The organism is Pantoea sp. AS-PWVM4, from assembly GCF_000468095.1.
In the GTDB taxonomy this organism is placed as follows: domain Bacteria; phylum Pseudomonadota; class Gammaproteobacteria; order Enterobacterales; family Enterobacteriaceae; genus Pantoea; species Pantoea phytobeneficialis.
Map to the genome: position 1 here is coordinate 115,305 of NZ_ASZC01000011.1, position 23,924 is coordinate 139,228.

Below are 23,924 nucleotides of genomic sequence, written 5' to 3' on the forward strand. Positions count from 1 at the left end.
TCAATACTGCCTATTAAAGACAGAGGCCTTAGAGCCAGCGAGAGACAACTATTTGAAACGCCTGAAATTAAACTATCTGTTCATCGGTCTGATCACCGTGCTGCTTGCGCTGGCACTGTGGCCTTCTATCCCCTGGTACGGGGGTGGTAAAGACGCGATATCGCAGATCAAATCACGGGGAGTGCTGCGCATCAGTACTGTTAACTCCCCGCTGACATACTACACCGTCAATAATGCACCAGCCGGTATGGACTACGAGCTGGCGAAACGCTTCGCCGATTATCTGGGCGTCAAACTTGAGGTAACGGTGCGTCCGAACCTCGGTGACCTGTTTGACGATCTCGATGATGGTAAAGCGGATTTGCTGGCGGCGGGCCTGATCTACAACAACGATCGCATCGCCCGTTATCAGACCGGACCGAGTTACTATTCGGTATCGCAACAGCTGGTGTACCGCATTGATAAGCCGCGACCGAAAAATCTCGGTGACCTGAAAGGTCGGCTGGTTGTGCAGTCCGGATCGGCGTACCTGTCAACTTTGCGTTCCGCTAAAGCTGACCATTATCCCGATCTCGATTGGTCAATTGCGGCCGATCAGGGGCAAAAAGCGCTGCTGGAAGCCGTGGCGGATGGCAAGCTGGATTACACCGTGGGGGATTCTGTCACGATCGGCCTGTTGCAACGCATCCATCCCCAGCTGGCGGTCGCCTTTGATATCACCGACGAAGAGCCGGTCACCTGGTATCTGCCTCGCGATGAGCAGGATGACAGCCTGAACGCAGCGATGCTCGACTTCTATAGCCAGATGGGTGAAGAAGGCACGATGGCGCGACTGGAAGAGAAGTACCTCGGTCACGTCGGCACCTTTGATTATGTCGATACCCGCACCTTCCTGCGTGCCATCGACAACACGTTGCCGGATATTAAGCCGTTATTTGAAAAGTATGCTTCCAGCATCGACTGGCGCTTACTGGCAGCTATCTCTTATCAGGAGTCGCACTGGAATCCGCAGGCAACCTCGCCTACCGGCGTACGCGGTATGATGATGCTGACGCGCAATACCGCCGATAGCCTCGACGTTGCCGATCGGCTTGACCCCGAGCAAAGCATTCGTGGCGGCAGCGAATATCTGCAACGAATGATTGAAAAGGTCCCCACGACCATCCCGGACGATGAACGTATCTGGTTTGCGCTGGCTGCCTATAACATGGGTTACGCCCATATGCTGGATGCACGTAAGCTGACCGCCAAACAAGGCGGCAACCCGGACAGTTGGGCTGACGTGAAGTTGCGTTTACCGATGCTGAGCCAGAAACGTTACTACGCCCAGACCACCTACGGCTATGCGCGCGGCCATGAGGCGTACAATTACGTCGAGAATATCCGTAAGTATCAGATAAGCCTTGAGGGTTACTTACAGGAACAGGAGAAGCGGCTGGCACAACAATCCGCTATGGAAGCAGAACTGGGGGCCGGTTACCCGGCAGTCGAACCCAAAATTGCGATGAATTAACCGGCGTCGCGCTGCGCCTGGCGCAGTGCTTTCTTTTGCTCGCGGCGCATGCGGAAAAAGTCACTCAGCATCGCTGCGCACTCCTCCGCCAACACACCAGAATCGATCTGAATCTGGTGGTTCATCCCGGGATGACCAATCACATCCAGCAGTGAACCCGCAGCACCGGTTTTTTCATCTTTTGCGCCATAGACCAGCCGGGTAATCCGGCTGTGTACCATCGCCCCGGCACACATTACGCAGGGTTCAAGCGTGACGTATAAGGTAGTATCCAGCAGGCGATAGTTTTCCAGCACTTTGCCGCCCTGACGTAGCGCCATGATTTCCGCATGTGCCGTAGGATCATGCTGACCAATTGGTCGGTTCCAGCCTTCACCAATCACCGTATCGCCCTGCACCAGAACCGCGCCAACCGGCACTTCACCCTGCTCCCACGCCAGCCGTGCGAGACGCAATGCGTGACGCATCCAGTATTCATCTGTCTGTGGGTTCACCGGGCAGCTCCTGCGGGTTGTAAAGGCGGCGCATTATAACGGAAACGATGGGTTATTCCAGTTGTTGCAGGTTACCCTGCGGGGTGACACGCCAGCGGTGCTGGCAAAAGAACAACAGCGGATTGTCCTGTTTACTGTCGCTGTAGCCACTGTATAACTGGAGAGGTGTGCCGATTTTCTCCTCCAGCTGCGCCACTTTTTCATGCCCCAGACAACGCATCGCCAGCACCCGTCCACCACGGCCTGGTTTCATCTGACTGGCAATCAGCTGCACACGCGGCAGAAATGACGAATCGAAATAGACCTGCTCCACCAGCGATTGGGGGGAGCCGGTGATTAACCAGACATCCGCATCATCGCTACTGAGATAATCAGTCAGGCGTTGCTGTACCACCGGAAATGCGGTGACGCGCTGACGAAACCAATCGGCAAACTCGGCTTCGCGCTGCACCAGACGCTTTTCACTGTGGCCAAAGGTGATCGCCCATAATAACAAGCTCATCGGCCAACGTGCGGCACGGCCTTTCCACAGCAATCCTGCGCCGATCACCGGCAACAATGGCAGCACCAGCAAAAGATTCAGCGGCTGATGTCTCAGCAGATAACGCATAAACGTACCGAACATATCCTGCTGATGTAGCGTGCCGTCGAGATCAAAAAACACCACGCGTCGTTGCGTACCCTTTGTCAACCTACTCTCCTGGTATTCTGCCGCATGTGCCTTACAGTGTAGCCAGCATCCGCGGTCGGGGGTGAAAAGTGTCATTTTTAATTCCAATGACTACAATGCCAGCTGAATAGTTTATTCTCTTGGTCGGTAGTCTGTCATGCGACATTCCTGGTCGCCGGGATCAGACTAAAAACGCCTTACGTTCTGAATTAAGGATCGGACATGAGTTCATTGCTGCGGATTCGTCAGCTTTATCCGCGCCTGGCGCTTAACGAGCGTCGTTTGGCGGATTTTTTATTGTCGCAGCCAGATCGCGCACGGCATCTGAGTTCGCAAAAACTGGCGGAAGAATCCGGCGTCAGCCAGTCCAGCGTGGTCAAGTTTGCCCAGAAACTGGGTTATAAAGGTTTTCCGGCATTAAAGCTGGCCCTGAGTGAGTCGCTGGCCGATCGTGATGCCATCACCGTGCACAACCATATTCTCAGCGATGACCCACTGAAAGTGGTGGGTGAAAAACTGTTGGCGGAGAAAATCTCGGCAATTCGCGCCACGCTGGATATTAACAGTGAAGAGATGCTGCTTCAGACATTGCAGTTGCTGAAAAATGCCAATCGCATTCTGCTGGTGGGAATTGGTGCATCCGGTTTGGTCGCCAAAGATTTTTCGTGGAAGTTGATGAAAATTGGCATCAACGCGGTGGCCGAGCAGGATATGCATGCGTTGCTTGCCAGTGTGCAGGCGATGACTGCCGGAGATGTGTTGCTCGCCATTTCGTACACCGGTGAACGGCGCGAAATCAACCTGGCAGCGCAGGAAGCAGCCCAGACCGGCGCGGATGTGCTGGCATTTACCGGCTTTACCCCCAATACCTTGCAGCAGTGCGCTACCCATTGTCTGTATACCGTTGCGGAGGAACAAAGTACGCGTAGTGCGGCAATTTCCTCAACCAGCGCCCAACTCGCTCTGACTGACCTGTTGTTTATGGCGTTGGTGCAGAACGACCCGGAACGCGCCTCCAGCCATATTCGTCATAGCGAAGAATTGGTGAAAAAACTGGTGTAAACCGTGCCGGATATGTAGCGGCGCGATTTATCGCGCTTTCTGACCACAACGTCAAAATCAAAAGCGCGATAAATCGCGCCGCTACGAGTAAGGTGATCGATTATTTCTATCGCGCTGCGTACGCGCATAACCAACGCCACCACCATAAGGGACGCCAATATTTTCTTATTTTTGGTGCCGTGATTGACTGTCGGCAATGGCTTTTCACTTTAACCCAGTTAAAATTAAGAAACAGCCGACTGTGACCAAACTCCTTGCCGAAAGTGTCACATTCCTGCTTCTTGCGTAAATCGATGGGCGTATTAACCGATAAATCGCGTTCTAAACTGTGGTAGGTTTTTGCTCTATCCAGAGAGCGTTCATAACACCAAATATCCTTTGGCATATAACGTTGTTGCGAACCCTGATATTTCTGGTATTTCACAAATCGATAATCTTCTGCGCCATAGTGACCACAATATTCTTCATCATAACCATAAAAGCGTAAGAAGCGGGCGCGGCTCATAAAAAAAAGATTGGCATGGCCTTTATAGTAAGTCCCATCCGCACGCTTGCGACACAGTTTGTAGAAACGTCGTCCCGGGTTTGCCATGTTCGCCAGAGAAGTCAGCGTGGCTGCCGGGAAAGCGTGGTCGAGATCCGATATTAAGATCTTATCAGATTTGGCATAGGTCACCCCCAGATTACGCGCCCCACCCTGATTCCATTTAATATCAGTCGTAATACGTAACCAGGTGAAATTAATATTCAGCTCAGGAATATCGTAGGCAATTGGTGAGCCGTCATCTACAATAATAAACTCAACCCGATCCAATAACCCATCTGGATAGGTTTCATACTCTTTCAACAGCGATAAAACGGAATCGATAGATTCCTGATTGCAATAAAAGTGGGTTATATAACTTAAATCAATATGGGACTTATCACCAGCGTGACGCTGCCTGATTAATTCAGTCGGGGCATCCATTGTCAATCCATTTAACTCATCCTTGATGCCACAGATGCTAACTCAAAACACCCATTATGCTCTCATTAGTAAACATGAAAAAACATTGAGATTATTCGCCTGATAAAAACTTACTATAAAATTCATCACATTATCACTGAAATGAAATAGATGTCAGCGTTTTGCGCTAGCGCAAAACTGATGAAGAAAAAACGGACTTCAGATTGGGGCAAAGATTAAATTATGGTAAGGTGCGCGGCTTATTACTACCGATTAACCAGAAATTCAACAGATCATGGCTTTACTGATTACCCAGCGTTGTATCAACTGTGACATGTGCGAACCGGAGTGCCCTAACCAGGCCATCAGCCTCGGGGATGCCATTTACAAGATCGATAGCGACCGCTGCACCGAATGTGTCGGTCATTATGATGTGCCAACGTGCCTGAGCGTGTGCCCCATTGATAACACCATCATTCCCGATCCACAGCACCCCGAAAGCCGCGAGGCGCTGTGGGAGAAATTTGTGGAGCTACACCACTAATTCTCGATAATCACCGTGGCACAGGCGTAATGGCGCTCATCCGCCAGCGTGACGTGCACATGCTGCACCCCGAGTTGACGGGCAATGTCAGCGGCATGCTGGAAAAAACGCAGCCCCGGTTTGCCCAGCGCATCGTTATAAACCTCAAACTGATTGAACGCCAGACCACCACGGATACCGGTGCCAAACGCTTTGGCTGCGGCTTCTTTCACCGCAAAACGCTTCGCCAGAAAACGCACTGGCTGCTGGTGTGTTTGATATTGCTGCCACTCGGCTTCGCTCAGCACACGACGCGCCAGTCGGTCGCCGGAACGTTCAATCACCCCGGCAATGCGCTCGATTTCAACAATATCGGTGCCCAGTCCGAGAATAGCCATTAACGACGCGCTTCCCGCATCAGTAACTTCATCTCTTTGACCGCCTCAGCCAGACCACTCATCACCGCGCGACCAATAATGGCATGACCGATATTCAGTTCATGCATTTCCGGCAGCGCCGCAATCGGCAGCACGTTATGGTAGGTCAGACCGTGCCCGGCATTCACTTTCAGGCCGAGACTGGCTGCAAAGGTGGCTGCTTTACGAATGCGCTCCAGCTCGGCATCGCGTGCCAGACCTTCGGGTGCTTCCGCATACGCACCGGTGTGAATTTCAATGTAAGGTGCACCGCTCGCCACGGCGGCTTCGATTTGGCGGTGATCGGCATCGATAAATAATGACACCAGAATCCCCGCCTCGCTCAGCTGTTTAACCGCGGCATTGATTTTGTCCTGCTGACCCGCCACATCAAGACCGCCTTCAGTGGTCACTTCCTGACGTTTTTCCGGCACCAGGCAGCAGAAGTGTGGTTTGATGTCACAGGCAATGCCAACCATCTCATCGGTCACCGCCATTTCCAGATTCATACGCGTCTGGATGGTATCGCGCAGAATACGGACGTCACGATCGGTGATATGACGGCGGTCTTCACGCAGATGTACGGTAATACCATCCGCACCCGCCTGTTCAGAAATAAATGCAGCCTGCACCGGATCGGGATAATTCGTGCCACGCGCGTTACGTACGGTGGCGATGTGGTCAATGTTGACCCCTAACAGCAACTCAGCCATGACAATCCTTAACCAGGGTTAGTGAGTTTACAGTGTACCGCGTAGCAACAGGACTGGCATCATTCGCTCGACGCATCCGGCTTCTTTTTCGGTACAAACTGGCGAAAAAGTTCCTGACTCTTAAGCGGTTTGCCACCCAGATAGGGCTTCAGCGCCATTCGGGTAAAGCGTTTGGCGGCACGCAGGCTATCGGCATCAGGGAACTCGCGTGACCACAGCGCCCGCAACTGGCGACCGGTAAAACTACGCTGATTGACCACCAGGCTGGCAATGAAACCTTTCTCTTCACGGTAGCTGTAGGTCATACCATCATCCACCGCTTCGCCACTGCCCGCGCAGTGCAGGAAATCAACGCCGTATCCCAGATGTCCGAGCAGCGCCAGTTCGAAACGACGCAAGGCTGGCTCCGGCGTGCCGCTGACAGCGGCAAGCGCCTGGATGCAATTCAGGTAATCGAAGAAGAGGTCAGAGAAAGGGATTTCCTGCTCCAGCACCCGCGACAGCAGTTCATTGACGTACAGACCGCAGTAGAGCGTGATGCCACTCAGGGGGAGTGCCAGCGATACCGCTTCAGCGTTACGCAGCGTTTTGACTTCGCCGCGCCCGCCCCAGCGTACCAGCAAGGGGGTAAAAGGTTGTAACGCCCCCTTGAGTTGTGAACGACGTGAACGTGCGCCTTTGGCAAGGACACGCACACGCCCTTCGCTTTCGCTAAACAGATCGAGCAGCAGGCTGGTTTCGCTGTAGGGGCGACTATGCAGCACAAAGGCGCGTTGCCAGCCTTCCATCGGTTAGAGGTCGTCTACATAACCCAGACTGCGCAGCGCACGTTCGTCATCCGCCCAGCCAGATTTCACCTTCACCCACAGCTCGAGGTGAACTTTGGCCTCGAACATCTCTTCCATATCTCTGCGCGCTTCGATACCAATGGTTTTGATTTTGGCACCTTTGTTGCCAATCACCATTTTCTTCTGACCATCGCGTTCGACCAGAATCAGGCCGCTGATATCATAGCCACCGCGTTCGTTAGTCTCGAACTTTTCAATCTCAACGGTAACGGAATACGGCAGCTCTGCACCGAGGAAACGCATCAGTTTTTCACGGATGATCTCGGACGCCATAAAGCGCTGCGAACGGTCGGTGATGTACTCTTCCGGGAAGTGATGTTCCGCTTTGGGCAGACGCTTGCGCACGATGGCCGCAATGGTATCAACGTTTTTACCCGTCTCAGCCGAGATTGGGACGATATCCGTGAAGTTCATCTGCTGACCGAGGAACTGGAGATGTGGCAGCAGGATGCTTTTATCCTGGATGTTATCCACCTTGTTCACCGCCAGTACCACCGGCACTTTGCCATCACGCAGCTTGTTCAGCACCATTTCGTCATCTGGCGTCCAGCGTGTGCCATCAACCACGAAAATTACCAGTTCAACATCACCGATGGAGCTGCTGGCAGCACGGTTCATCAGGCGGTTAATCGCCCGCTTCTCTTCCATGTGCAATCCGGGCGTGTCCACATAGATAGCCTGGTATGGCCCTTCAGTATGGATACCCATGATGCGGTGACGCGTGGTTTGCGGCTTGCGCGAGGTGATCGACACCTTCTGCCCCAGCAACTGGTTCAGCAAGGTGGATTTGCCGACGTTGGGTCGGCCAACAATCGCGACAAAGCCGCAATAAGTTTCGTGTTCGCTCATTCGAGTCCTGACTTAATCAGCACCGGTCAGGGTGCTGCGATGTGACTATTCAAGGCCGAGTTTAATCAACGCCTGTTCGGCGGCGGCCTGTTCTGCTTTACGGCGGCTGGAACCTACGCCCACCACCGGCTCAGCCATGCCACTCACCTGACAGTGAATGGTAAATTCCTGGTCGTGGGCTTCACCACGCACCTGCACTACCAGATACGAAGGCAGCGGCAGATGGCGTCCCTGCAAAAACTCTTGCAGGCGCGTTTTTGGATCTTTTTGTTTATCGCCCGGACTGATCTGTTCCAGTCGCGTTTGATACCAGTCGAGAATTAGCTTTTCGACGGTCTGAATATTGCTGTCGAGGAAAATGCCGCCAATCAGCGCTTCCACCGTATCAGCAAGAATCGATTCGCGACGGAAGCCGCCGCTTTTCAGTTCACCTGGCCCCAGACGTAAACACTCGCCAAGATCAAACTCACGCGCCATTTCTGCCAACGTATTTCCACGTACCAGTGTCGCACGCATACGGCTCATGTCGCCTTCATCAACCCGCGGAAAGCGGTGATACAGCGCATTAGCAATGACATAGCTGAGAATTGAATCGCCAAGAAATTCAAGACGCTCGTTGTGTTTACTGCTGGCGCTGCGGTGAGTCAGAGCCTGTTGCAACAATTCCGGATGAGTAAAAGTGTAGCCCAGTTTGCGCTGCAACTTGTTAATGAGGATGGGGTTCATGCGATTCCAGTTCTTTTGTGCTTCTGTCACTCTGCATACGAAACAGGGCTGAGGTTCCAACACGTTCCGTTTCGTGTGCAGTGGCTCCCCGCAGGGAGCCAACCGTTTATCAGTGAATACCGCCAATGCGACTTAAGCGCACGCCGGTAGGCCACTGTCCTTCTTGTTTCTCAAAGCTCATCCAGATAGCGACCGCTTTACCGACCAGGTTGCGCTCGGGTACAAAGCCCCAGTAGCGGCTGTCGGCGCTGTTATCACGGTTATCGCCCATCATGAAATATTGCCCCTGCGGCACAATCCAGGTCGACTGAGGCTGGCCCGGCTGCTGGTAATACATGCTCGCCTGACTCTGTGCTTCGTTAACCAACAGGATATCGTGGGTTACGCTGCCCAACGTCTCTTTACGTGTACCAAGACGTAAGCCGCCGCGCATCGTTTCGCCCTGCGGTACCTGGAAAAAACCATTACCGGTTTCGTTGCCATCAAAACCGCTGAAGGTCTGAATAAAGCTGCTTGGCTCGATATTGGTATAGGTGATTGGCAGCGCAGTGTCACATTTTCCGTTGCCACAACCCGGATTCACCGTCAGGGTTTTGCTGTACGGATCGTAAACCACTTTGTCGCCCGGCAGACCAATTACCCGTTTGATGTAATCCATGCTCGGATCCTTCGGGTATTTGAATACCGCGATGTCGCCGCGCTGTGGATGACCGGTCGGGATCAGCGTCGTTTGGGTGATCGGATCTTTCAGGCCGTAGGCAAATTTCTCCACCAGGATAAAGTCACCGATCAGCAGCGTCGGCATCATCGAGCCAGACGGGATCTGGAATGGCTCATAAACGAATGACCGAACGATAAATACCACTGCCAGCACCGGGAAAACCGACGCTGCGGTTTCCACCCAACCGGGTTGCGGAGAGACTTTCGCCAGCGTTTTGCTGTCCAGCGTATTACCTGCCTGCGCCTGTGCGGCAACCTGCTTCGCACGACGCGCCGGTGCCCACTTAAAACGATCAATACACCAGATAACACCCGTTACCAGCGTCGCGATCGCCAGAATCAGGGCGAACATATTAGCCATTGAGGTTCCTTATTTGCTGTCTTTACCGACATGCAGAATGGCAAGGAATGCTTCCTGCGGCAGTTCAACGTTACCGACCTGCTTCATTCGCTTCTTACCTTCCTTCTGCTTCTGCAACAGTTTTTTCTTACGGCTAACGTCACCGCCATAGCATTTCGCCAGAACGTTTTTACGCAGCTGCTTGACTGTTGAGCGAGCGATAATGTGGTTGCCGATTGCTGCCTGAATCGCGATATCGAACTGCTGGCGTGGGATCAGATCTTTCATCTTTTCCACCAGCTCACGGCCACGATATTGCGAGTTATCACGGTGAGTAATCAGCGCCAGCGCATCGACACGTTCTGAGTTGATCAGCACGTCGACACGCACCATGTCAGAGGCCTGGAAACGTTTGAAGTTATAATCCAGTGAAGCATAGCCGCGCGACGTTGATTTCAGACGGTCAAAGAAGTCGAGAACCACTTCCGCCATCGGGATTTCGTAAGTCAGCGCAACCTGGTTACCGTGGTAAACCATATTTGTCTGAACACCACGTTTCTCGATACAGAGCGTAATGACGTTGCCGAGGAACTCCTGCGGCAGCAGCATATGACACTCGGCGATCGGTTCACGCAGTTCTTCAATATTATTCAGCGGCGGCAGCTTAGACGGGCTGTCAACATACACCACTTCGCCATCTGTGGTTTCCACTTCATACACCACGGTCGGTGCGGTGGTGATCAGATCGAGATCGTATTCACGCTCCAGGCGTTCCTGGATGATCTCCATATGCAGCAGGCCAAGGAAGCCACAGCGGAAGCCAAAGCCCAACGCCGTGGAGCTTTCTGGCTCATAGAACAGTGACGCATCGTTCAGGCTCAGTTTGCCCAGCGCATCGCGGAAAGCTTCATAATCATCAGAGCTGACCGGGAACAGACCGGCATAGACCTGCGGCTTCACTTTTTTAAAGCCTGGCAGCGCTTTATCCGCCGGGTTACGTTGCAGCGTCAGGGTATCGCCCACCGGTGCGCCGAGGATGTCTTTGATTGCACAAACCAGCCAACCTACCTCGCCACATTTCAGCTCGGTACGATCAACCTGTTTCGGGGTGAAAATCCCCAGACGATCGGCGTTATACACCTGACCGGTGCTGATCACTTTAACTTTATCGCCTTTACGCAGGGTGCCGTTCTTAATACGAATCAGTGACACAACGCCAAGATAGTTATCGAACCATGAGTCGATAATCAGCGCCTGCAATGGGCCTTCTGGATCGCCTTCCGGCGGCGGAATATCGCGCACCAGGCGTTCCAGCACATCCGGAACACCCACGCCGGTCTTCGCTGAACAGCGTACGGCGTCAGTCGCATCAATACCGACGATATCTTCAATCTCTTCCGCCACGCGCTCCGGGTCGGCCGCAGGCAGGTCGATCTTGTTCAATACCGGTACCACTTCCAGATCCATTTCCATGGCGGTATAGCAGTTCGCCAGCGTCTGTGCTTCTACGCCCTGGCCTGCATCGACCACCAGTAACGCCCCTTCACAGGCCGCCAGAGAGCGGGATACTTCATAAGAGAAGTCAACGTGTCCGGGAGTATCGATAAAATTGAGCTGGTAAGTTTCACCGTTCAGCGCTTTGTAATCGAGCGTTACACTCTGCGCCTTAATGGTAATGCCGCGTTCACGCTCCAGATCCATTGAATCCAGAACCTGCGCCGCCATCTCACGATCGCTCAGGCCACCACAAATTTGAATCAAACGGTCTGACAGCGTCGATTTGCCGTGGTCGATATGAGCGATGATGGAGAAATTTCGTATGTGCTTCATTTATATGAACATCTTCACGTAGAATATCAGTTGAATACTTGAGCACAGACATATTCAGGAAATGGAGTTTTACCTGGAAACCTGTCAGCCTCATTAATGACGACGCATATTACACTGTTAACGCCTTGCGTTAAAGAATGGAACTGCGGGGAATCGCAACAGATTTCAGCGGCTAAACGCCGTGAAAAAGGCCGCGTTCGACGCGGCCCGGCAAGTATCAAACTTCAGTTTCAACCCGCATGGCATCAGGAGGCAAAGCAATATTGAGGATTACCGGCTGAAAAGCCTCACGCTCACCAAACACCGATGAAACGCCTTTTGCCACAATAAAGCCACCCACTCCACCCAACAGCGCGCCACAGGCGGAAGCCAGATCGCTATGGAACAGCATCTGAAACAGACCTGCGACCAAAAACAGGCCAAACAGCGGCGTCATATAAACCAGCAGTGCTGAGCCTAACAAACTGCTTTCGCGAATCCCCAATTCGATACGCTGACCTGGCTGCAACGGTTCGGGGCTGGCGATCTCCATCACATGCGCATTTTTCGGCCCCAGCTTATTCAGCATATGGCTGCCGCAACCTTTACGCGCCGAGCAACTGTTGCAGGAGGTTTTCGCTTCGGTATGTAGCGTCGCGATACCCTCTTTCCACGCCACCACAGTGGCCCATTCTCTCATCATTTTGCTGATCCCGAATCAATGCTGTCCGCAATACGTTTTGCTGTGGTCGGTGGAATCTCACCCACCACGGTAATCTCGTTATTATTGCGCACTTCAGTCTGCACCGTACGACGCCCAGTGCGCAATGTCTGCGCCACGCTGTTTTTATCTGCGGGAGTAATGTTAATCGCAAAACTAAACAGGCCATCGCTGTAGAGACGGGATTCAACGGTTTTATTCAGCGCCGGGATATCTCGGCGACTCTGAGAGATGAGGGTCATCCCTGCCGGAAGCCATGTTGGCTGCCAGTTGAGCTGCACTTTATCGCCCGCCGGTAATGATAATGTTGGCGGCAGATTTGCTTTCTCCAGCCCCTGCATCAGATTGCGCACACCTTCATCAACGGCAAAACTGATAACCCGGAACTGTTCCAGCGTTTCACCATCACGATCCAGCAGGTCAATGCGTAACGGCAGCTTGGTATCAACATCCAGCCACACCACATAGCTGTAGCGCGAACCGTCGCGTGAGACGATGCGCACCACCTCACACAACTGATCAGCGATGCGTGACCGACCAACGGGAATGAAATCGTAGGCATCGCTCAGGCGTGAGAAGTCGGCAAACATCAACGGTGGCAGGGCATCCACAATATGGTTGCCGGGCAAGGAGAACGGATCAAGGCCGGGTTCAAAGTAGCTGATATCGTTACCACGCTGAATCACCTCACGACGTGGCCCGTCCATCTGCAACAATTGAGCAAAGATACGATTGTCGATAACCGCATGGCGATAACGCAAGGACTCAATGCCAAGCCGGGAGACATTGATGTAAGCGAATTCATAATTGAGGGACTGGCTTGCTTGCTCCATCTGCTGTAACAACGCCCCGGACGCAGAAGTCTGCGCCGGGGCGGTAGATGTATAAAGCAGGCTGCCTGCCAGCAGGCTAACGGCACACCAAAGCTGCTTCATTACTGCTGCTGAATTCCTAACGACTGATTACCGGGAACATTCGCTTGCGCCTGTTGCGGATCGTTTTTCTCAAACTGAACCTGATCGGCATGCAGACGACGTTGCAGCTCATAATCTTGCAGCATCGCGTTGATACGACGACGCTGTTCCTGCACCTGCTGGTTTGAACTGTTGGTATCAAACGCATCAGACGGCACACCCAGACTAACCGGTGAAGCCTTGCCCATCATCGGCAGCGTATTAAACACTGGCGAATCAGACGATTCGGTTGCGTTGCTACCCGCAGGCTGATTGTAGTGCTGAACACCGACAATCACCGCCAACGATACACAGGCTGCTACGCCAACCTGCGCCAGTTGCGCAGTCCAGGAACCGGACTTACGCCAGAACGGCATTTTCTTCCAGCGCACCGGTTCGGGTTGTGCTTCCGGAATCAGCGAAGTCACTTTACGCACCGGTTCATTTTCGATGGCTGCCGCCACGCGCGCGGAGATATCAAAATGCAGCACTTCACCCACATCGCCCCGCAGGGTGTCGCGGATTAGATGGTAGCTTTCCCAGCTTTTTTGCAGATTCACATCCCTTGATAACGACGCCAGTAGCTCGTTATCTAAAGTTTCACCATCCATTAAAGCGGAAAGTTTTTCTTTCTGCATGCTTTGGTACCCTTCCAGTAGCCGTTATCACTGACGTTGGATAAGCGGTTGAACTTTGTTATCAATAGCCTCTCGCGCACGGAAGATACGAGAACGTACTGTACCGACCGGGCAATCCATGATGGCGGCAATCTCTTCGTAGCTTAACCCATCCAGTTCTCTGAGGGTGATTGCCATACGAAGATCCTCAGGAAGCGCCTCAATGGTACGAAAAACAATTTGTTTCAGTTCGTCAGACAACATTAAGTTCTCAGGGTTCGAAATTTCTTTTAATGCACCCGCACTTTCGAAGTTTTCCGCATCAATTGCGTCAACATCACTCGACGGCGGACGGCGCCCCTGAGCCACCAGATAATTTTTTGCTGTGTTCACCGCAATACGGTACAGCCATGTGTAAAACGCGCTGTCGCCACGGAATGATTCCAGTGCGCGATACGCTTTGATAAAAGACTCCTGTACCACATCCGGCACATCGCCCGATGGGACATAACGTGAAACCAGGCTCGCCACTTTATGCTGGTATCGAATCACCAGTAAGTTAAATGACTTTTGATCTCCCTTCTGAACCCGTTCAACGAGAACCTGATCCGTTAACTGCTCGCTCATCCGAGGTAATGTCTCCCCAAACTCTTTTTTTATGCGTAAATGAACTGCCAGCACATCTCATTGTTCTGAGCAAGCATGCGCTTAGAGTCATATTCTGGCATGAAGTTCACCACGACCTGAAAATTTTCCGTATCGGAACCCAGACGCTGTTGTTGTTGATTGTCTTTCAGTGTAGCGATTTGCCGCGCTGGCAGCCTCATATCCGGCACCGATAATCGCTGGCAGAGTAACCTATGACGCCACGATTTTCATCTTTATTACCTGAATTTTCAGTAAGTTTGGTATAAAAAACACGTAAAGGTTATTTTCAGACATAACTTACTGAAATCGCGCAATTATCGCCGGGAAACGCCGAATTCCTCGACAAAACCTGTTTAAAATACTTCACAGAGTTGGCATCCGGGCTTATGCTCTGAACACCTTTTGTTTAGTAAATTAAACATCATGACTTCCCAATCCGATTATCAGTGCGACGTACTTATCGTCGGCAGCGGCGCTGCTGGCCTGTCACTGGCGCTGCGCCTGGCGCCGCATTATCAGGTTACGGTCCTGAGTAAAGCGCAGGTGAATGAAGGTTCAACGCTCTACGCACAAGGCGGCATCGCAGCGGTGTTCGATGAAACCGACAGCATTGAATCGCATGTGGAGGATACGCTGATTGCCGGAGCGGGGTTATGCGATCGTGCTACCGTCAATTTTATCGCCAGTAACGCACGCGACTGCGTGCAATGGTTGATTGATAATGGCGTGGCGTTCGACAAAGAACCGCAAGCTGATGGTGAAGCTCGCTACCACCTGACTCGCGAAGGAGGCCACAGCCATCGGCGCATTTTGCACAGCGCTGACGCCACCGGTCGCGCGGTGGAAACCACGCTGGTTAGCCAGGCCCTCAGTCATCCCAACATCCGCATTCTTGAACGTACCAATGCTGTTGACCTGATTCTTTCCGATAAAATCGGCGTACCCGGACCACGTCGGGTTGTCGGGGCCTGGATCTGGAACCGTAACCGTGAGCAGGTTGAAACCTGCCGGGCGCGCGCGGTGATCCTCGCAACCGGCGGGGCCGCCAAAGTGTATCAATACACCACCAACCCGGATGTCGCATCCGGCGATGGCATTGCTATGGCCTGGCGTGCGGGTTGTCGGGTAGCGAATCTGGAATTCAATCAATTCCACCCCACCTGTCTGTTCCATCCACAGGCTCAAAATTTCCTGTTAACTGAAGCATTACGAGGCGAAGGGGCATGGCTACTGCGCCCGGATGGCACGCGCTTTATGCCTGACTTTGATCCCCGTGCCGAACTGGCACCGCGCGATATCGTAGCGCGAGCCATTGACCATGAGATGAAACGTCTTGGCGTGGACTGTATGTATCTCGACATCAGCCATCAGCCGGCCAGTTTCATTCGCGCGCATTTCCCGATGATCTATGAAAAATTGCTGACTTTCGGCCTCGATTTGACCAAAGAGCCGATCCCGATCGTTCCGGCGGCTCACTATACCTGCGGCGGAGTGATGGTTGATCAGCAGGGGCGTACTGATGTCGATGGCCTGTATGCGATTGGTGAGGTGAGCTATACCGGCCTGCATGGTGCCAATCGCATGGCTTCGAATTCGTTGCTGGAATGCCTGGTCTATGGCTGGTCAGCCGCCGAAGATGTGATCCGTCGGCTACCCGGTATAGAACAGGTTAATCACCTGCCTGCCTGGGATGAAAGCCGCGTGGATGACGCCGATGAGCGCGTGGTGATTCAACATAACTGGCACGAGTTGCGGCTGTTTATGTGGGATTACATGGGCATTGTGCGCACCACCAAACGGCTGGAGCGCGCATTACGTCGTATCAACTTACTCCAACAGGAGATAGACGAGTACTACGCGAATTTTCGCCTGTCCAACAACCTGCTGGAGTTACGTAATCTGGTGCAGGTTGCTGAATTGATGGTGCGATGTGCGCTGGAACGTAAAGAGAGTCGAGGTCTGCACTATACGCCGGACTATCCGGATTTGCTGCCGAATGCGGTTCCGACGGTACTGGCTCCACCCCACTACATGAACAGGTAGAAATCACGCGTCAGGCTGCACCAGTCTTCCGAGTATTGGGTGTTTTCATCGCGTATCGCCAACCGCTCTATCAGTTGTTCTCCCATGCAGGGGGAAAAGCCCAATAGCACACGATGAGGCGGGCGCTGAGCATACTCGGCAACGTCATAACGAAAACGCAGATGCCAGCCATCTTGCTGCGCCTGTTCAATCATACTTTGGCCCAGTGATTCTGGCAGCACTACGCAAAAGAAGCCTTCTTCTTCTATTAACTGGGCGGCACAGCGCAACAAAGTATGATGATCCAGGGTGTCGGTCGAACGCGCGGTCGCACGCTGCGGCGTGGCACAGGCCACACCGGGAGCAAAATAAGGTGGGTTGCTGACGATCAGGGAATAGCGTTGTTCACAAGCATCGGCCCATTGCACGATATCTGCCTGATGGATTGTTACCCGCGATGGCCAGGGTGAGGCCTGCACATTCTCCTGCGCCTGCTGGGCCGCATCAGCATCCAGCTCAACCGCATCTATCTGCACGTCATCCGGCGTTCGCTGAGCAATCATTAAGGCTATCAGGCCGCTACCGCTACCAATATCCAGCACGCGTCGCACACCCGCCACCGGTGCCCATGCGCCTAACAAAATACCGTCGGTGCCAACTTTCATTGCACAGCGATCGTGGGCAATAAAAAATCGCTTAAACGTAAAACCATTTTTTTGTAACTGAGGCCGCGGATGCGGCGTCGTTTCTGTCATTCTCTGCAACCACTCAACAAATCCTGCCCAATGGCAGAGCTTCAGTGTAACGTGACAGAGCAGGGAAAACATCTCCTGGCATGGCGAGTTGGCACACAAACAGATGAAGATTATGTTTGTTCTGTCTATAATCAGCGCCCCAAACTGAGGTAGACCATGACCGTAACCACATTCTCCGAACTCGAACTCGACGAAAGCCTGCTGGATGCCCTGCAGGAAAAAGGCTTCACGCGCCCAACAGCCATCCAGGCTGAGGCCATCCCTGCCGCTCTGGAGGGCCGTGACGTACTGGGTTCAGCACCGACCGGAACGGGGAAAACCGCAGCCTATCTGCTGCCGGCTATGCAGCACCTGATCGATTTTCCACGTAAAAAATCAGGCCCGCCGCGCATTTTAATTTTAACGCCCACGCGTGAACTGGCGATGCAGGTTGCCGACCACGCGCGTGAGTTAGCGAAACACACGCATCTGGATATCGCCACCATCACCGGCGGCGTTGCCTATATGAACCACGCTGAGGTATTCAGCGAAAATCAGGACATCGTAGTCGCGACCACTGGTCGTCTGCTGCAATACATCAAAGAAGAGAACTTTGATTGCCGTGCAGTAGAAACCCTGATCCTGGATGAAGCTGATCGCATGCTGGACATGGGCTTTGCCCAGGATATTGAAACTATCGCGGGTGAAACCCGCTGGCGTAAACAGACGATGCTGTTCTCCGCCACGCTGGAAGGCGACAGCATTAAAGATTTTGCCGAGCGTCTGCTGAACGATCCGGTATCGGTAGATGCCGATCCCAGCCAGCGTGAGCGTAAGAAAATTCAGCAATGGTATTACCGTGCCGACGATGTTGAGCATAAAACCAAATTGCTGGTGCACCTGCTGAAGCAGCCGGAAGTGACGCGCTCGATTGTGTTTGTACGTAAGCGTGAACGCCTGCATGAACTGGTGACCTGGCTGCATGAAGCTGGCATTCGCTGTAGCTATCTCGAAGGCGAAATGGTGCAGGCTAAGCGTAACGAAGCGCTGAAGCGTCTGAATGATGGTCGCGTTAACGTGCTGGTAGCGACCGACGTTGCTGCACGCGGCATTGATATCGAAGACGTCAGCCATGTCTTCAACTACGACATGCCGCGCACTGCGGATACCTATCTGCACCGTATCGGACGCACCGCACGCGCCGGACGCAAAGGAACCGCGCTGTCACTGGTTGAAGCGCATGACCATGTGTTGCTGGGTAAGATCAGCCGCTATATTAATGAGCCGTTGAAACCTCGTACCATCGATGAGCTGCGCCCAGAATCGCGTGCACCAAGCGCAAAAGTCACCGGTAAACCGTCGAAAAAAGTGCTTGCGAAGCGTCAGGAGCAGAAAGAGAAAGAAGCCGAAAAACCGCGTGTGAAGAAACGTCACCGCGATACTAAAAATATCGGTAAACGCCGCAAACCGAGCGGCTCCGGGACATCGGGACAGAGTGCGGAATAAATCAGCACCCTGACGAAAATGCCGCCTCATTTGAGGCGGTTTTTTTATTTTTGACTGCCCAAAACAGACACTTCACTCTACTTCTTTACTCAGGCTCGATGAAGTAAGCCATCTGACTCGCTGACCAAAATGAAAAGGCCGCACCGGTATGCACCAGCACGGCCTTTATTACTGTGTGTCTTTTCGTCAGTGGTACAAAAAGCCGAATTACAGGCTTTCGGTGAAAGTACGGGTGATCACATCACGTTGTTGTTCTGGTGTCAGGGCATTAAAACGCACCGCATAGCCTGATACGCGAATGGTCAGCTGCGGGTAATTCTCCGGATGTTTCACGGCATCTTCCAGAGTTTCACGGCGCAGGACGTTAACGTTCAGATGCTGACCACCTTCAATACGCACCACCGGTTTTTGCTCCAGCGGAATTTCGCGGTAAGCGATTTCACCCAAATCGCTGATAGCAACAACCTGATCTTCTGAAAAATCACCTTTAGCACACAGGCAGCGCGCTTCGGATTTTTCATCATCCAGCAACCAGAAAGAGTTCAGCAGTTGCGGGTTATTGGTTTTAGTAATTTGAATACCGGTAATCATAGATGGCCTCCTGAGCCTGGCGCTGCCGCAGGCGAACAGCGTGGTTATCGAAATTTTGTGATGCTCAGGTATAGCACTGCAACAATCCAGCCGTTTTGACCTGCATCAATTTCATCCAGCCAGATTCTCGGCCTCGACACCTAATAAATTGATTTGAAATAATTTTCTCATTTAAATTTTTTTTGTAAATTATCAAATTTTTTTAACCTTCTGCTCCCTGCCAGGACGCGTTAAGCTAAGCGCAATTTTTTTGGCAGGGAGTCAATAATGAGCGAGAAGCTGACCTGGCACGATGTGCTGGCTGAAGAGAAACAGAAACCTTATTTTGTTGAGACGCTGACAGCGGTCGCCAACGAGCGTGCTGCGGGCGTCACTGTTTATCCGCCGCAAAAAGATGTCTTTAACGCCTTTCGACTGACCGAATTGGGTGATGTTAAAGTCGTGATTTTGGGCCAGGATCCTTACCACGGCCCTAATCAGGCGCACGGACTGGCTTTTTCAGTGCTGCCCGGCGTCGCCATTCCCCCTTCGTTGTTGAACATGTACAAAGAGCTGGAACAGGATATTCCCGGCTTTATACGCCCACAGCACGGCTTTCTGGAAAGCTGGGCAAAACAAGGGGTGATGTTATTAAATACCGTGCTAACGGTGCAGGCGGGTCAGGCGCACTCCCATGCCCGCTTTGGTTGGGAGACCTTTACCGACAATGTCATTAGCGCTATCAATCAGCATCGTGAAGGGGTGATTTTTCTTCTGTGGGGGTCACATGCGCAGAAGAAAGGAAGCATCATCGATCGTCAGCGCCATCATGTGTTGAAAGCACCGCATCCCTCGCCACTCTCCGCGCATCGCGGTTTTTTCGGCAGCAAGCATTTTTCACAAGCCAATGCATTGCTCAGCCAGGCAGGACAAACACCCATCGACTGGACACCAGTGTTACCGTAAAACAAAAACGGCCGCGTCAGGCGGCCGTTAACTATTGTGCGAGAAATCAGCTTTTCGCTTTTGCCACAGCAACCATTGCCGGGCGCAGCAGGCGACCGTTCAGGGTGTAGCCTCGCTGCATCACCATCATGACGTGATTCGGTGCAACCTCTTCAGATTCCATCATCGACATCGCCTGATGTACATCAGGGTTGAAGGGTACGTTGGTTTCACCTACCACTTCGACACCAAATTTACGCACCGCACCCAGCAGTGATTTCAGCGTCAGTTCGATGCCTTCAATCATTGATGCCAGCTCAGAATTCTCTTTGTCTGCCACTTCCAGCGCACGCTCCAGGCTATCAATTACCGGCAGCAGCTCGTTGGCAAATTTTTCCAGCGCAAATTTGTGCGCTTTTTCCACATCCATTTCAGTACGACGACGGATATTTTCAATCTCCGCCTGCGCACGCAGTTGCGCATCACGCACGCCAGACTGCGACTGGGCCAATTCAGCCTCCAGTTGCGCGATACGTTCATCACGCGGATCCACCTCAGTTGCTGTCTCTGCGTCCAAGTGCTGTTGATCCTGTTGAATTTCGTCTGAGACTTGCTCGTTTGGGGTGTTCTGTTCTTTACTACTCATGAATTTCTCCGCGTTTTGCACATTCATCTCGCTGTTCGCTTATTATGGGGATCAGTTTGACGGTTTCAAGGGAACCCATCACATTGCCTGGCCGTTTTGGCTTATGAGGAACACCAGCTCAAATGAATAAACACTTTAACTGCATTGGGATTGTTGGCCATCCGCGTCATCCTACTGCGTTAACCACCCATGAAATGCTCTGGCGCTGGCTGACAGCAAAAGGCTATGAGGTGATTGTCGAGCAGCAAATTGCACGCGAACTTTCGCTAAAAGATGTACAGACCGGTTCACTGGCGGAAATTGGCCAACGCGCCGATCTGGCCGTTGTTGTCGGTGGCGATGGTAATATGCTTGGCGCTGCACGCGTGCTGGCGCGTTATGACATCAAAGTGATTGGCATTAACCGCGGAAATCTTGGTTTTTTGACCGACCTTGATCCTGACAACGCGCAACAGCAGTTGGACGATGTCCTGGAAGGTGACTATTTCATCGAGAGTCGTTTTTTACTGGAGGCGCAGGTATGCAAAGAAGATTGCTCCCCGCGTATTGGCAGTGCCATCAACGAAGTGGTGCTGCATCCGGGAAAAGTGGCACATATGATCGAATTTGAAGTTTATATCGATGAAGTATTTGCCTTTTCACAACGTTCCGATGGCCTGATCATTTCAACCCCCACGGGTTCAACAGCCTATTCGCTCTCCGCTGGCGGCCCGATTCTTACGCCTTCGCTGGAAGCGATTGTCCTGGTGCCAATGTTTCCACATACCTTGTCGGCACGTCCTTTAGTGATCAACAGCAGTAGCACCATCCGCCTGCGTTTCTCTTCCTTACGCAGCGACCTGGAGATCAGTTGCGACAGCCAAATTGCGCTACCGATTCAGGAAGGGGAGGACGTATTGATTCGGCGCAGTGCCAATCACCTCAATCTAATCCACCCAAAAAATTATAATTACTTCAACACATTAAGCTCAAAACTCGGCTGGTCAAAAAAATTGTTCTGAAAATCACCCATCACCACTTTACTGGATAAAAAACCAGTTTATACTGTATGAAAAACCATATCTGTTTTTCTATACAGGTGAATGTATGCTGGCACAACTGACCATCAGTAATTTTGCTATCGTTCGTGAACTGGAAATCGATTTTCATCGTGGCATGACGGCGATCACCGGTGAAACCGGCGCAGGAAAATCTATCGCTATTGATGCACTTGGTCTGTGCCTTGGTGGCCGTGCTGAAGCAGATATGGTACGCCAGGGGGCGAGTCGCGCAGATATTTGCGCGCGCTTTCAACTGAAAGCCTCCCCTTCGGCCCAACGCTGGCTGGCAGAAAACCAGCTGGACGATGGCAACGAATGTTTATTACGCCGTGTGATCAGTGCCGATGGCCGTTCTCGTGGTTTTATTAACGGCACGTCGGTTCCTCTCTCTCAACTGCGCGAACTCGGCCAACTTCTCATCCAGATTCATGGCCAGCATGCTCACCAGTTGCTGCTCAAACCCGAGCACCAAAAGCATCTGCTTGATGCCTACGCTGCCCACGACGATGCGCTGACTCAGATGCGTGTCCATTATCAGCACTGGCACCAGAGTTGCCGCGCCCTGGCTCAACATCAACAGTTGTCACAGGAACGTGAAGCACGGCGCGAACTGTTGCAGTACCAGTTGAAAGAACTCAATGAATTTGCGCCTCAGCCCGGCGAGTTCGAGCAAATTGATGAAGAATATAAACGTCTGGCTAACAGCGGGCAGTTGCTTTCCACCAGCCAACAGGCCTTGCAAATTTTGGCCGACAGCGACGACACCAACATGCAAAGCCTGCTTTATAGCGCACGCCAGATGTTGAGCGAGTTGGTCAGCCTGGATGATAAAGTCAGCGGTGTGTTTAACCTGCTCGAAGAAGCCGCGATTCAATTGAGTGAAGCCAGTGATGAACTGCGCCACTATTGCGATCGTCTGGATCTCGACCCCAATCGCCTGCACGAACTGGAACAACGCCTGTCCCGGCAGATTGCTTTGGCACGCAAGCACCACGTTACACCCGAAGCGCTGCCTGTACTCTATCAACAACTGTTGGATGAATCAGAGCAACTCTCGCAGCAGGAAAGCGATCAGGAAACGTTGCAGGCTGCCGTTGGCGCTCATCATCAGGCAGCCCTGGCAAGTGCCGAAATGCTGCATCAGCAACGTGAAGGGGCAGCCCGCGAGCTGACGCATTTAATTACCCAAAGTATGCGTACGCTGGCGATGCCACACGGTGAATTCGCCATTGTTCTGGAGTTTAACCCGGATCAACTGACCGCCGAGGGCGCCAGCCGGATCGATTTTCGCGTCACAACTAACCCAGGACAACCGTTGCAACCGCTGGGTAAAGTGGCCTCAGGGGGCGAACTGTCACGTATCGCGCTGGCTATTCAGGTCATCACCGCGCAGAAAATGGAAACCCCGGCGATGATTTTCGACGAAGTGGATGTCGGCATTAGCGGCCCTACCGCTGCGGTTGTCGGCCAGATGTTGCGCCAATTGGGTGAATCAACCCAAGTGATGTGTGTAACGCATCTGCCACAAGTGGCTGGTTGCGGCCACCAACATTTCTTCGTCAGTAAAGAGACTGATGGCGCGATGACCGAAACGCACATGCAGCCGCTGGATAAACGGGCACGTCTGCAAGAACTGGCGCGTTTGCTGGGCGGTAGTGAAGTTACACGCAACACGCTGGCAAACGCGAAAGAACTTTTAGCAGCCTGATACCGCACTTTTTTCCGGCCCGGTGGTCATATGCTTGCTCTGTAGAGGTTTCAAATAGCGAAAAGGTTTATTATCATCGGCAACTTATGTCGCCAGAGTAATAAAGCCTGCCGCAGGCAGAGTTCAGAATTTGATGGCAAAAAAACAGCCTGATGAAAAGGCGTTTGGCCCCAGAAAAGGAATGT

Annotated in this window: 25 protein-coding genes; 8 read left to right on the forward strand and 17 right to left on the reverse strand. The window is 52.5% G+C overall.

Annotation, left to right across the window (positions count from 1 at the left end; genetic code table 11):
* Nucleotides 1–52 precede the first annotated feature (52 nt).
* Nucleotides 53–1,513 (forward strand): membrane-bound lytic murein transglycosylase MltF, encoded by a 1,461-nt coding sequence (gene mltF / locus L579_RS11315; RefSeq protein WP_021184374.1) that lies wholly within the window; start codon nucleotides 53–55, stop codon nucleotides 1,511–1,513.
* Here the strand turns inward: mltF and tadA are convergent.
* Nucleotides 1,510–2,007: a tRNA adenosine(34) deaminase TadA gene (tadA, locus tag L579_RS11320; protein WP_021184375.1), complete on the reverse strand. Its 498-nt coding sequence runs from the start codon at nucleotides 2,005–2,007 to the stop codon at nucleotides 1,510–1,512. The genes mltF and tadA overlap by 4 nt on opposite strands.
* Before the next feature lie 52 nt (nucleotides 2,008–2,059).
* Nucleotides 2,060–2,698, reverse strand: coding sequence for a phosphatidylglycerophosphatase C (gene yfhb / locus L579_RS11325; protein WP_021184376.1), 639 nt, complete (start codon nucleotides 2,696–2,698; stop codon nucleotides 2,060–2,062).
* Nucleotides 2,699–2,899: 201 nt separating this feature from the next.
* On the opposite strand from yfhb, the gene L579_RS11330 reads away from it, so the two are divergent.
* Complete coding sequence (locus L579_RS11330; RefSeq protein ID WP_021184377.1) at nucleotides 2,900–3,739, forward strand: MurR/RpiR family transcriptional regulator; 840 nt, start codon at nucleotides 2,900–2,902, stop codon at nucleotides 3,737–3,739.
* 106 nt (nucleotides 3,740–3,845) lie between these two features.
* Here the strand turns inward: L579_RS11330 and L579_RS11335 are convergent, their stop codons facing one another.
* The gene (locus L579_RS11335) at nucleotides 3,846–4,706 is read right to left on the reverse strand and encodes a glycosyltransferase family A protein (protein ID WP_021184378.1); all 861 of its coding nucleotides are present in this window, start codon (nucleotides 4,704–4,706) and stop codon (nucleotides 3,846–3,848) included.
* A 274-nt stretch (nucleotides 4,707–4,980) separates the two neighbouring features.
* On the opposite strand from L579_RS11335, the gene L579_RS11340 reads away from it, so the two are divergent.
* The gene (locus tag L579_RS11340) at nucleotides 4,981–5,229 is read left to right on the forward strand and encodes a YfhL family 4Fe-4S dicluster ferredoxin (protein WP_021184379.1); all 249 of its coding nucleotides are present in this window, start codon (nucleotides 4,981–4,983) and stop codon (nucleotides 5,227–5,229) included.
* Here L579_RS11340 and acpS read toward each other — a convergent pair.
* The 11 genes from acpS to rpoE form a co-directional block, all read right to left on the reverse strand.
* Nucleotides 5,226–5,606: a holo-ACP synthase gene (acpS, locus tag L579_RS11345; RefSeq protein ID WP_021184380.1), complete on the reverse strand. Its 381-nt coding sequence runs from the start codon at nucleotides 5,604–5,606 to the stop codon at nucleotides 5,226–5,228. The genes L579_RS11340 and acpS overlap by 4 nt on opposite strands.
* Nucleotides 5,606–6,337, reverse strand: a complete 732-nt coding sequence (gene pdxJ / locus L579_RS11350) for a pyridoxine 5'-phosphate synthase (protein WP_021184381.1) — start codon at nucleotides 6,335–6,337, stop codon at nucleotides 5,606–5,608. Before pdxJ ends, acpS begins: the two co-directional genes overlap by 1 nt.
* Nucleotides 6,338–6,396: 59 nt before the next feature.
* Nucleotides 6,397–7,125: a DNA repair protein RecO gene (gene recO / locus L579_RS11355; RefSeq protein WP_021184382.1), complete on the reverse strand. Its 729-nt coding sequence runs from the start codon at nucleotides 7,123–7,125 to the stop codon at nucleotides 6,397–6,399.
* A gap of 3 nt (nucleotides 7,126–7,128) precedes the next feature.
* A complete protein-coding gene (gene era, locus L579_RS11360) occupies nucleotides 7,129–8,034 on the reverse strand; it encodes a GTPase Era (RefSeq protein WP_021184383.1) in 906 nt (301 codons plus the stop codon).
* Nucleotides 8,035–8,079: 45 nt separating this feature from the next.
* The gene (gene rnc, locus L579_RS11365) at nucleotides 8,080–8,760 is read right to left on the reverse strand and encodes a ribonuclease III (RefSeq protein WP_021184384.1); all 681 of its coding nucleotides are present in this window, start codon (nucleotides 8,758–8,760) and stop codon (nucleotides 8,080–8,082) included.
* A 109-nt stretch (nucleotides 8,761–8,869) separates the two neighbouring features.
* A complete protein-coding gene (gene lepB / locus L579_RS11370; RefSeq protein ID WP_021184385.1) occupies nucleotides 8,870–9,841 on the reverse strand; it encodes a signal peptidase I in 972 nt (323 codons plus the stop codon).
* 9 nt (nucleotides 9,842–9,850) lie between these two features.
* Complete coding sequence (gene lepA, locus L579_RS11375; RefSeq protein WP_021184386.1) at nucleotides 9,851–11,650, reverse strand: translation elongation factor 4; 1,800 nt, start codon at nucleotides 11,648–11,650, stop codon at nucleotides 9,851–9,853.
* Nucleotides 11,651–11,867: 217 nt separating this feature from the next.
* Entirely contained in the window at nucleotides 11,868–12,332 is a 465-nt protein-coding gene (gene rseC, locus L579_RS11380) for a SoxR-reducing system protein RseC (protein WP_021184387.1), read from the reverse strand.
* A complete protein-coding gene (rseB, locus tag L579_RS11385; RefSeq protein WP_021184388.1) occupies nucleotides 12,329–13,285 on the reverse strand; it encodes a sigma-E factor regulatory protein RseB in 957 nt (318 codons plus the stop codon). The genes rseC and rseB overlap by 4 nt, the downstream gene beginning before the upstream one ends.
* Entirely contained in the window at nucleotides 13,285–13,941 is a 657-nt protein-coding gene (gene rseA, locus L579_RS11390) for an anti-sigma-E factor RseA (RefSeq protein ID WP_021184389.1), read from the reverse strand. Before rseA ends, rseB begins: the two co-directional genes overlap by 1 nt.
* Nucleotides 13,942–13,968: 27 nt before the next feature.
* Entirely contained in the window at nucleotides 13,969–14,547 is a 579-nt protein-coding gene (rpoE, locus tag L579_RS11395; RefSeq protein ID WP_010617748.1) for an RNA polymerase sigma factor RpoE, read from the reverse strand.
* Between the two features lie 444 nt (nucleotides 14,548–14,991).
* Between rpoE and nadB the strand changes: the two genes are divergently transcribed.
* The gene (nadB, locus tag L579_RS11400) at nucleotides 14,992–16,611 is read left to right on the forward strand and encodes an L-aspartate oxidase (RefSeq protein ID WP_021184391.1); all 1,620 of its coding nucleotides are present in this window, start codon (nucleotides 14,992–14,994) and stop codon (nucleotides 16,609–16,611) included.
* Here the strand turns inward: nadB and L579_RS11405 are convergent.
* A complete protein-coding gene (locus tag L579_RS11405) occupies nucleotides 16,596–17,345 on the reverse strand; it encodes a tRNA(1)(Val) (adenine(37)-N(6))-methyltransferase TrmN (RefSeq protein ID WP_021184392.1) in 750 nt (249 codons plus the stop codon). The genes nadB and L579_RS11405 overlap by 16 nt on opposite strands.
* 156 nt (nucleotides 17,346–17,501) lie before the next feature.
* Between L579_RS11405 and srmB the strand changes: the two genes are divergently transcribed.
* Entirely contained in the window at nucleotides 17,502–18,830 is a 1,329-nt protein-coding gene (srmB, locus tag L579_RS11410; RefSeq protein ID WP_021184393.1) for an ATP-dependent RNA helicase SrmB, read from the forward strand.
* A 207-nt stretch (nucleotides 18,831–19,037) separates the two neighbouring features.
* On the opposite strand, the gene grcA is transcribed toward srmB, so the two are convergent.
* Nucleotides 19,038–19,421, reverse strand: a complete 384-nt coding sequence (gene grcA / locus L579_RS11415; protein ID WP_021184394.1) for an autonomous glycyl radical cofactor GrcA — start codon at nucleotides 19,419–19,421, stop codon at nucleotides 19,038–19,040.
* A 267-nt stretch (nucleotides 19,422–19,688) separates the two neighbouring features.
* Here grcA and ung point away from each other — a divergent pair, with 267 nt between their 5' ends.
* Nucleotides 19,689–20,366 (forward strand): uracil-DNA glycosylase, encoded by a 678-nt coding sequence (gene ung, locus L579_RS11420; protein WP_021184395.1) that lies wholly within the window; start codon nucleotides 19,689–19,691, stop codon nucleotides 20,364–20,366.
* A gap of 46 nt (nucleotides 20,367–20,412) precedes the next feature.
* Here the strand turns inward: ung and grpE are convergent, their stop codons facing one another.
* Nucleotides 20,413–20,991, reverse strand: a complete 579-nt coding sequence (gene grpE / locus L579_RS11425) for a nucleotide exchange factor GrpE (protein WP_036626478.1) — start codon at nucleotides 20,989–20,991, stop codon at nucleotides 20,413–20,415.
* 122 nt (nucleotides 20,992–21,113) lie between these two features.
* On the opposite strand from grpE, the gene nadK reads away from it, so the two are divergent.
* Nucleotides 21,114–21,992 (forward strand): NAD(+) kinase, encoded by an 879-nt coding sequence (nadK, locus tag L579_RS11430; protein WP_021184397.1) that lies wholly within the window; start codon nucleotides 21,114–21,116, stop codon nucleotides 21,990–21,992.
* 85 nt (nucleotides 21,993–22,077) lie between these two features.
* Nucleotides 22,078–23,739, forward strand: coding sequence for a DNA repair protein RecN (gene recN / locus L579_RS11435; RefSeq protein WP_021184398.1), 1,662 nt, complete (start codon nucleotides 22,078–22,080; stop codon nucleotides 23,737–23,739).
* The last annotated feature ends 185 nt before the right edge of the window (nucleotides 23,740–23,924 follow it).

Excerpts from the sequence above, each read along its gene's own strand:
- rseC (WP_021184387.1), bottom strand. The coding sequence starts at position 12,332 with ATGATGAGAGAATGGGCCACTGTGGTGGCGTGGAAAGAGGGTATCGCG.
- ung (WP_021184395.1), top strand. The coding sequence starts at position 19,689 with ATGAGCGAGAAGCTGACCTGGCACGATGTGCTGGCTGAAGAGAAACAG.
- L579_RS11340 (WP_021184379.1), top strand. The coding sequence starts at position 4,981 with ATGGCTTTACTGATTACCCAGCGTTGTATCAACTGTGACATGTGCGAA.
- rseA (WP_021184389.1), bottom strand. The coding sequence starts at position 13,941 with ATGCAGAAAGAAAAACTTTCCGCTTTAATGGATGGTGAAACTTTAGAT.
- L579_RS11405 (WP_021184392.1), bottom strand. The coding sequence starts at position 17,345 with ATGACAGAAACGACGCCGCATCCGCGGCCTCAGTTACAAAAAAATGGT.
- grcA (WP_021184394.1), bottom strand. The coding sequence starts at position 19,421 with ATGATTACCGGTATTCAAATTACTAAAACCAATAACCCGCAACTGCTG.
- recO (WP_021184382.1), bottom strand. The coding sequence starts at position 7,125 with ATGGAAGGCTGGCAACGCGCCTTTGTGCTGCATAGTCGCCCCTACAGC.
- rpoE (WP_010617748.1), bottom strand. The coding sequence starts at position 14,547 with ATGAGCGAGCAGTTAACGGATCAGGTTCTCGTTGAACGGGTTCAGAAG.
- pdxJ (WP_021184381.1), bottom strand. The coding sequence starts at position 6,337 with ATGGCTGAGTTGCTGTTAGGGGTCAACATTGACCACATCGCCACCGTA.
- recN (WP_021184398.1), top strand. The coding sequence starts at position 22,078 with ATGCTGGCACAACTGACCATCAGTAATTTTGCTATCGTTCGTGAACTG.
- lepB (WP_021184385.1), bottom strand. The coding sequence starts at position 9,841 with ATGGCTAATATGTTCGCCCTGATTCTGGCGATCGCGACGCTGGTAACG.
- grpE (WP_036626478.1), bottom strand. The coding sequence starts at position 20,991 with ATGAGTAGTAAAGAACAGAACACCCCAAACGAGCAAGTCTCAGACGAA.
- rseB (WP_021184388.1), bottom strand. The coding sequence starts at position 13,285 with ATGAAGCAGCTTTGGTGTGCCGTTAGCCTGCTGGCAGGCAGCCTGCTT.
- L579_RS11335 (WP_021184378.1), bottom strand. The coding sequence starts at position 4,706 with ATGGATGCCCCGACTGAATTAATCAGGCAGCGTCACGCTGGTGATAAG.
- nadB (WP_021184391.1), top strand. The coding sequence starts at position 14,992 with ATGACTTCCCAATCCGATTATCAGTGCGACGTACTTATCGTCGGCAGC.
- era (WP_021184383.1), bottom strand. The coding sequence starts at position 8,034 with ATGAGCGAACACGAAACTTATTGCGGCTTTGTCGCGATTGTTGGCCGA.
- L579_RS11330 (WP_021184377.1), top strand. The coding sequence starts at position 2,900 with ATGAGTTCATTGCTGCGGATTCGTCAGCTTTATCCGCGCCTGGCGCTT.
- acpS (WP_021184380.1), bottom strand. The coding sequence starts at position 5,606 with ATGGCTATTCTCGGACTGGGCACCGATATTGTTGAAATCGAGCGCATT.
- lepA (WP_021184386.1), bottom strand. The coding sequence starts at position 11,650 with ATGAAGCACATACGAAATTTCTCCATCATCGCTCATATCGACCACGGC.
- rnc (WP_021184384.1), bottom strand. The coding sequence starts at position 8,760 with ATGAACCCCATCCTCATTAACAAGTTGCAGCGCAAACTGGGCTACACT.
- nadK (WP_021184397.1), top strand. The coding sequence starts at position 21,114 with ATGAATAAACACTTTAACTGCATTGGGATTGTTGGCCATCCGCGTCAT.
- srmB (WP_021184393.1), top strand. The coding sequence starts at position 17,502 with ATGACCGTAACCACATTCTCCGAACTCGAACTCGACGAAAGCCTGCTG.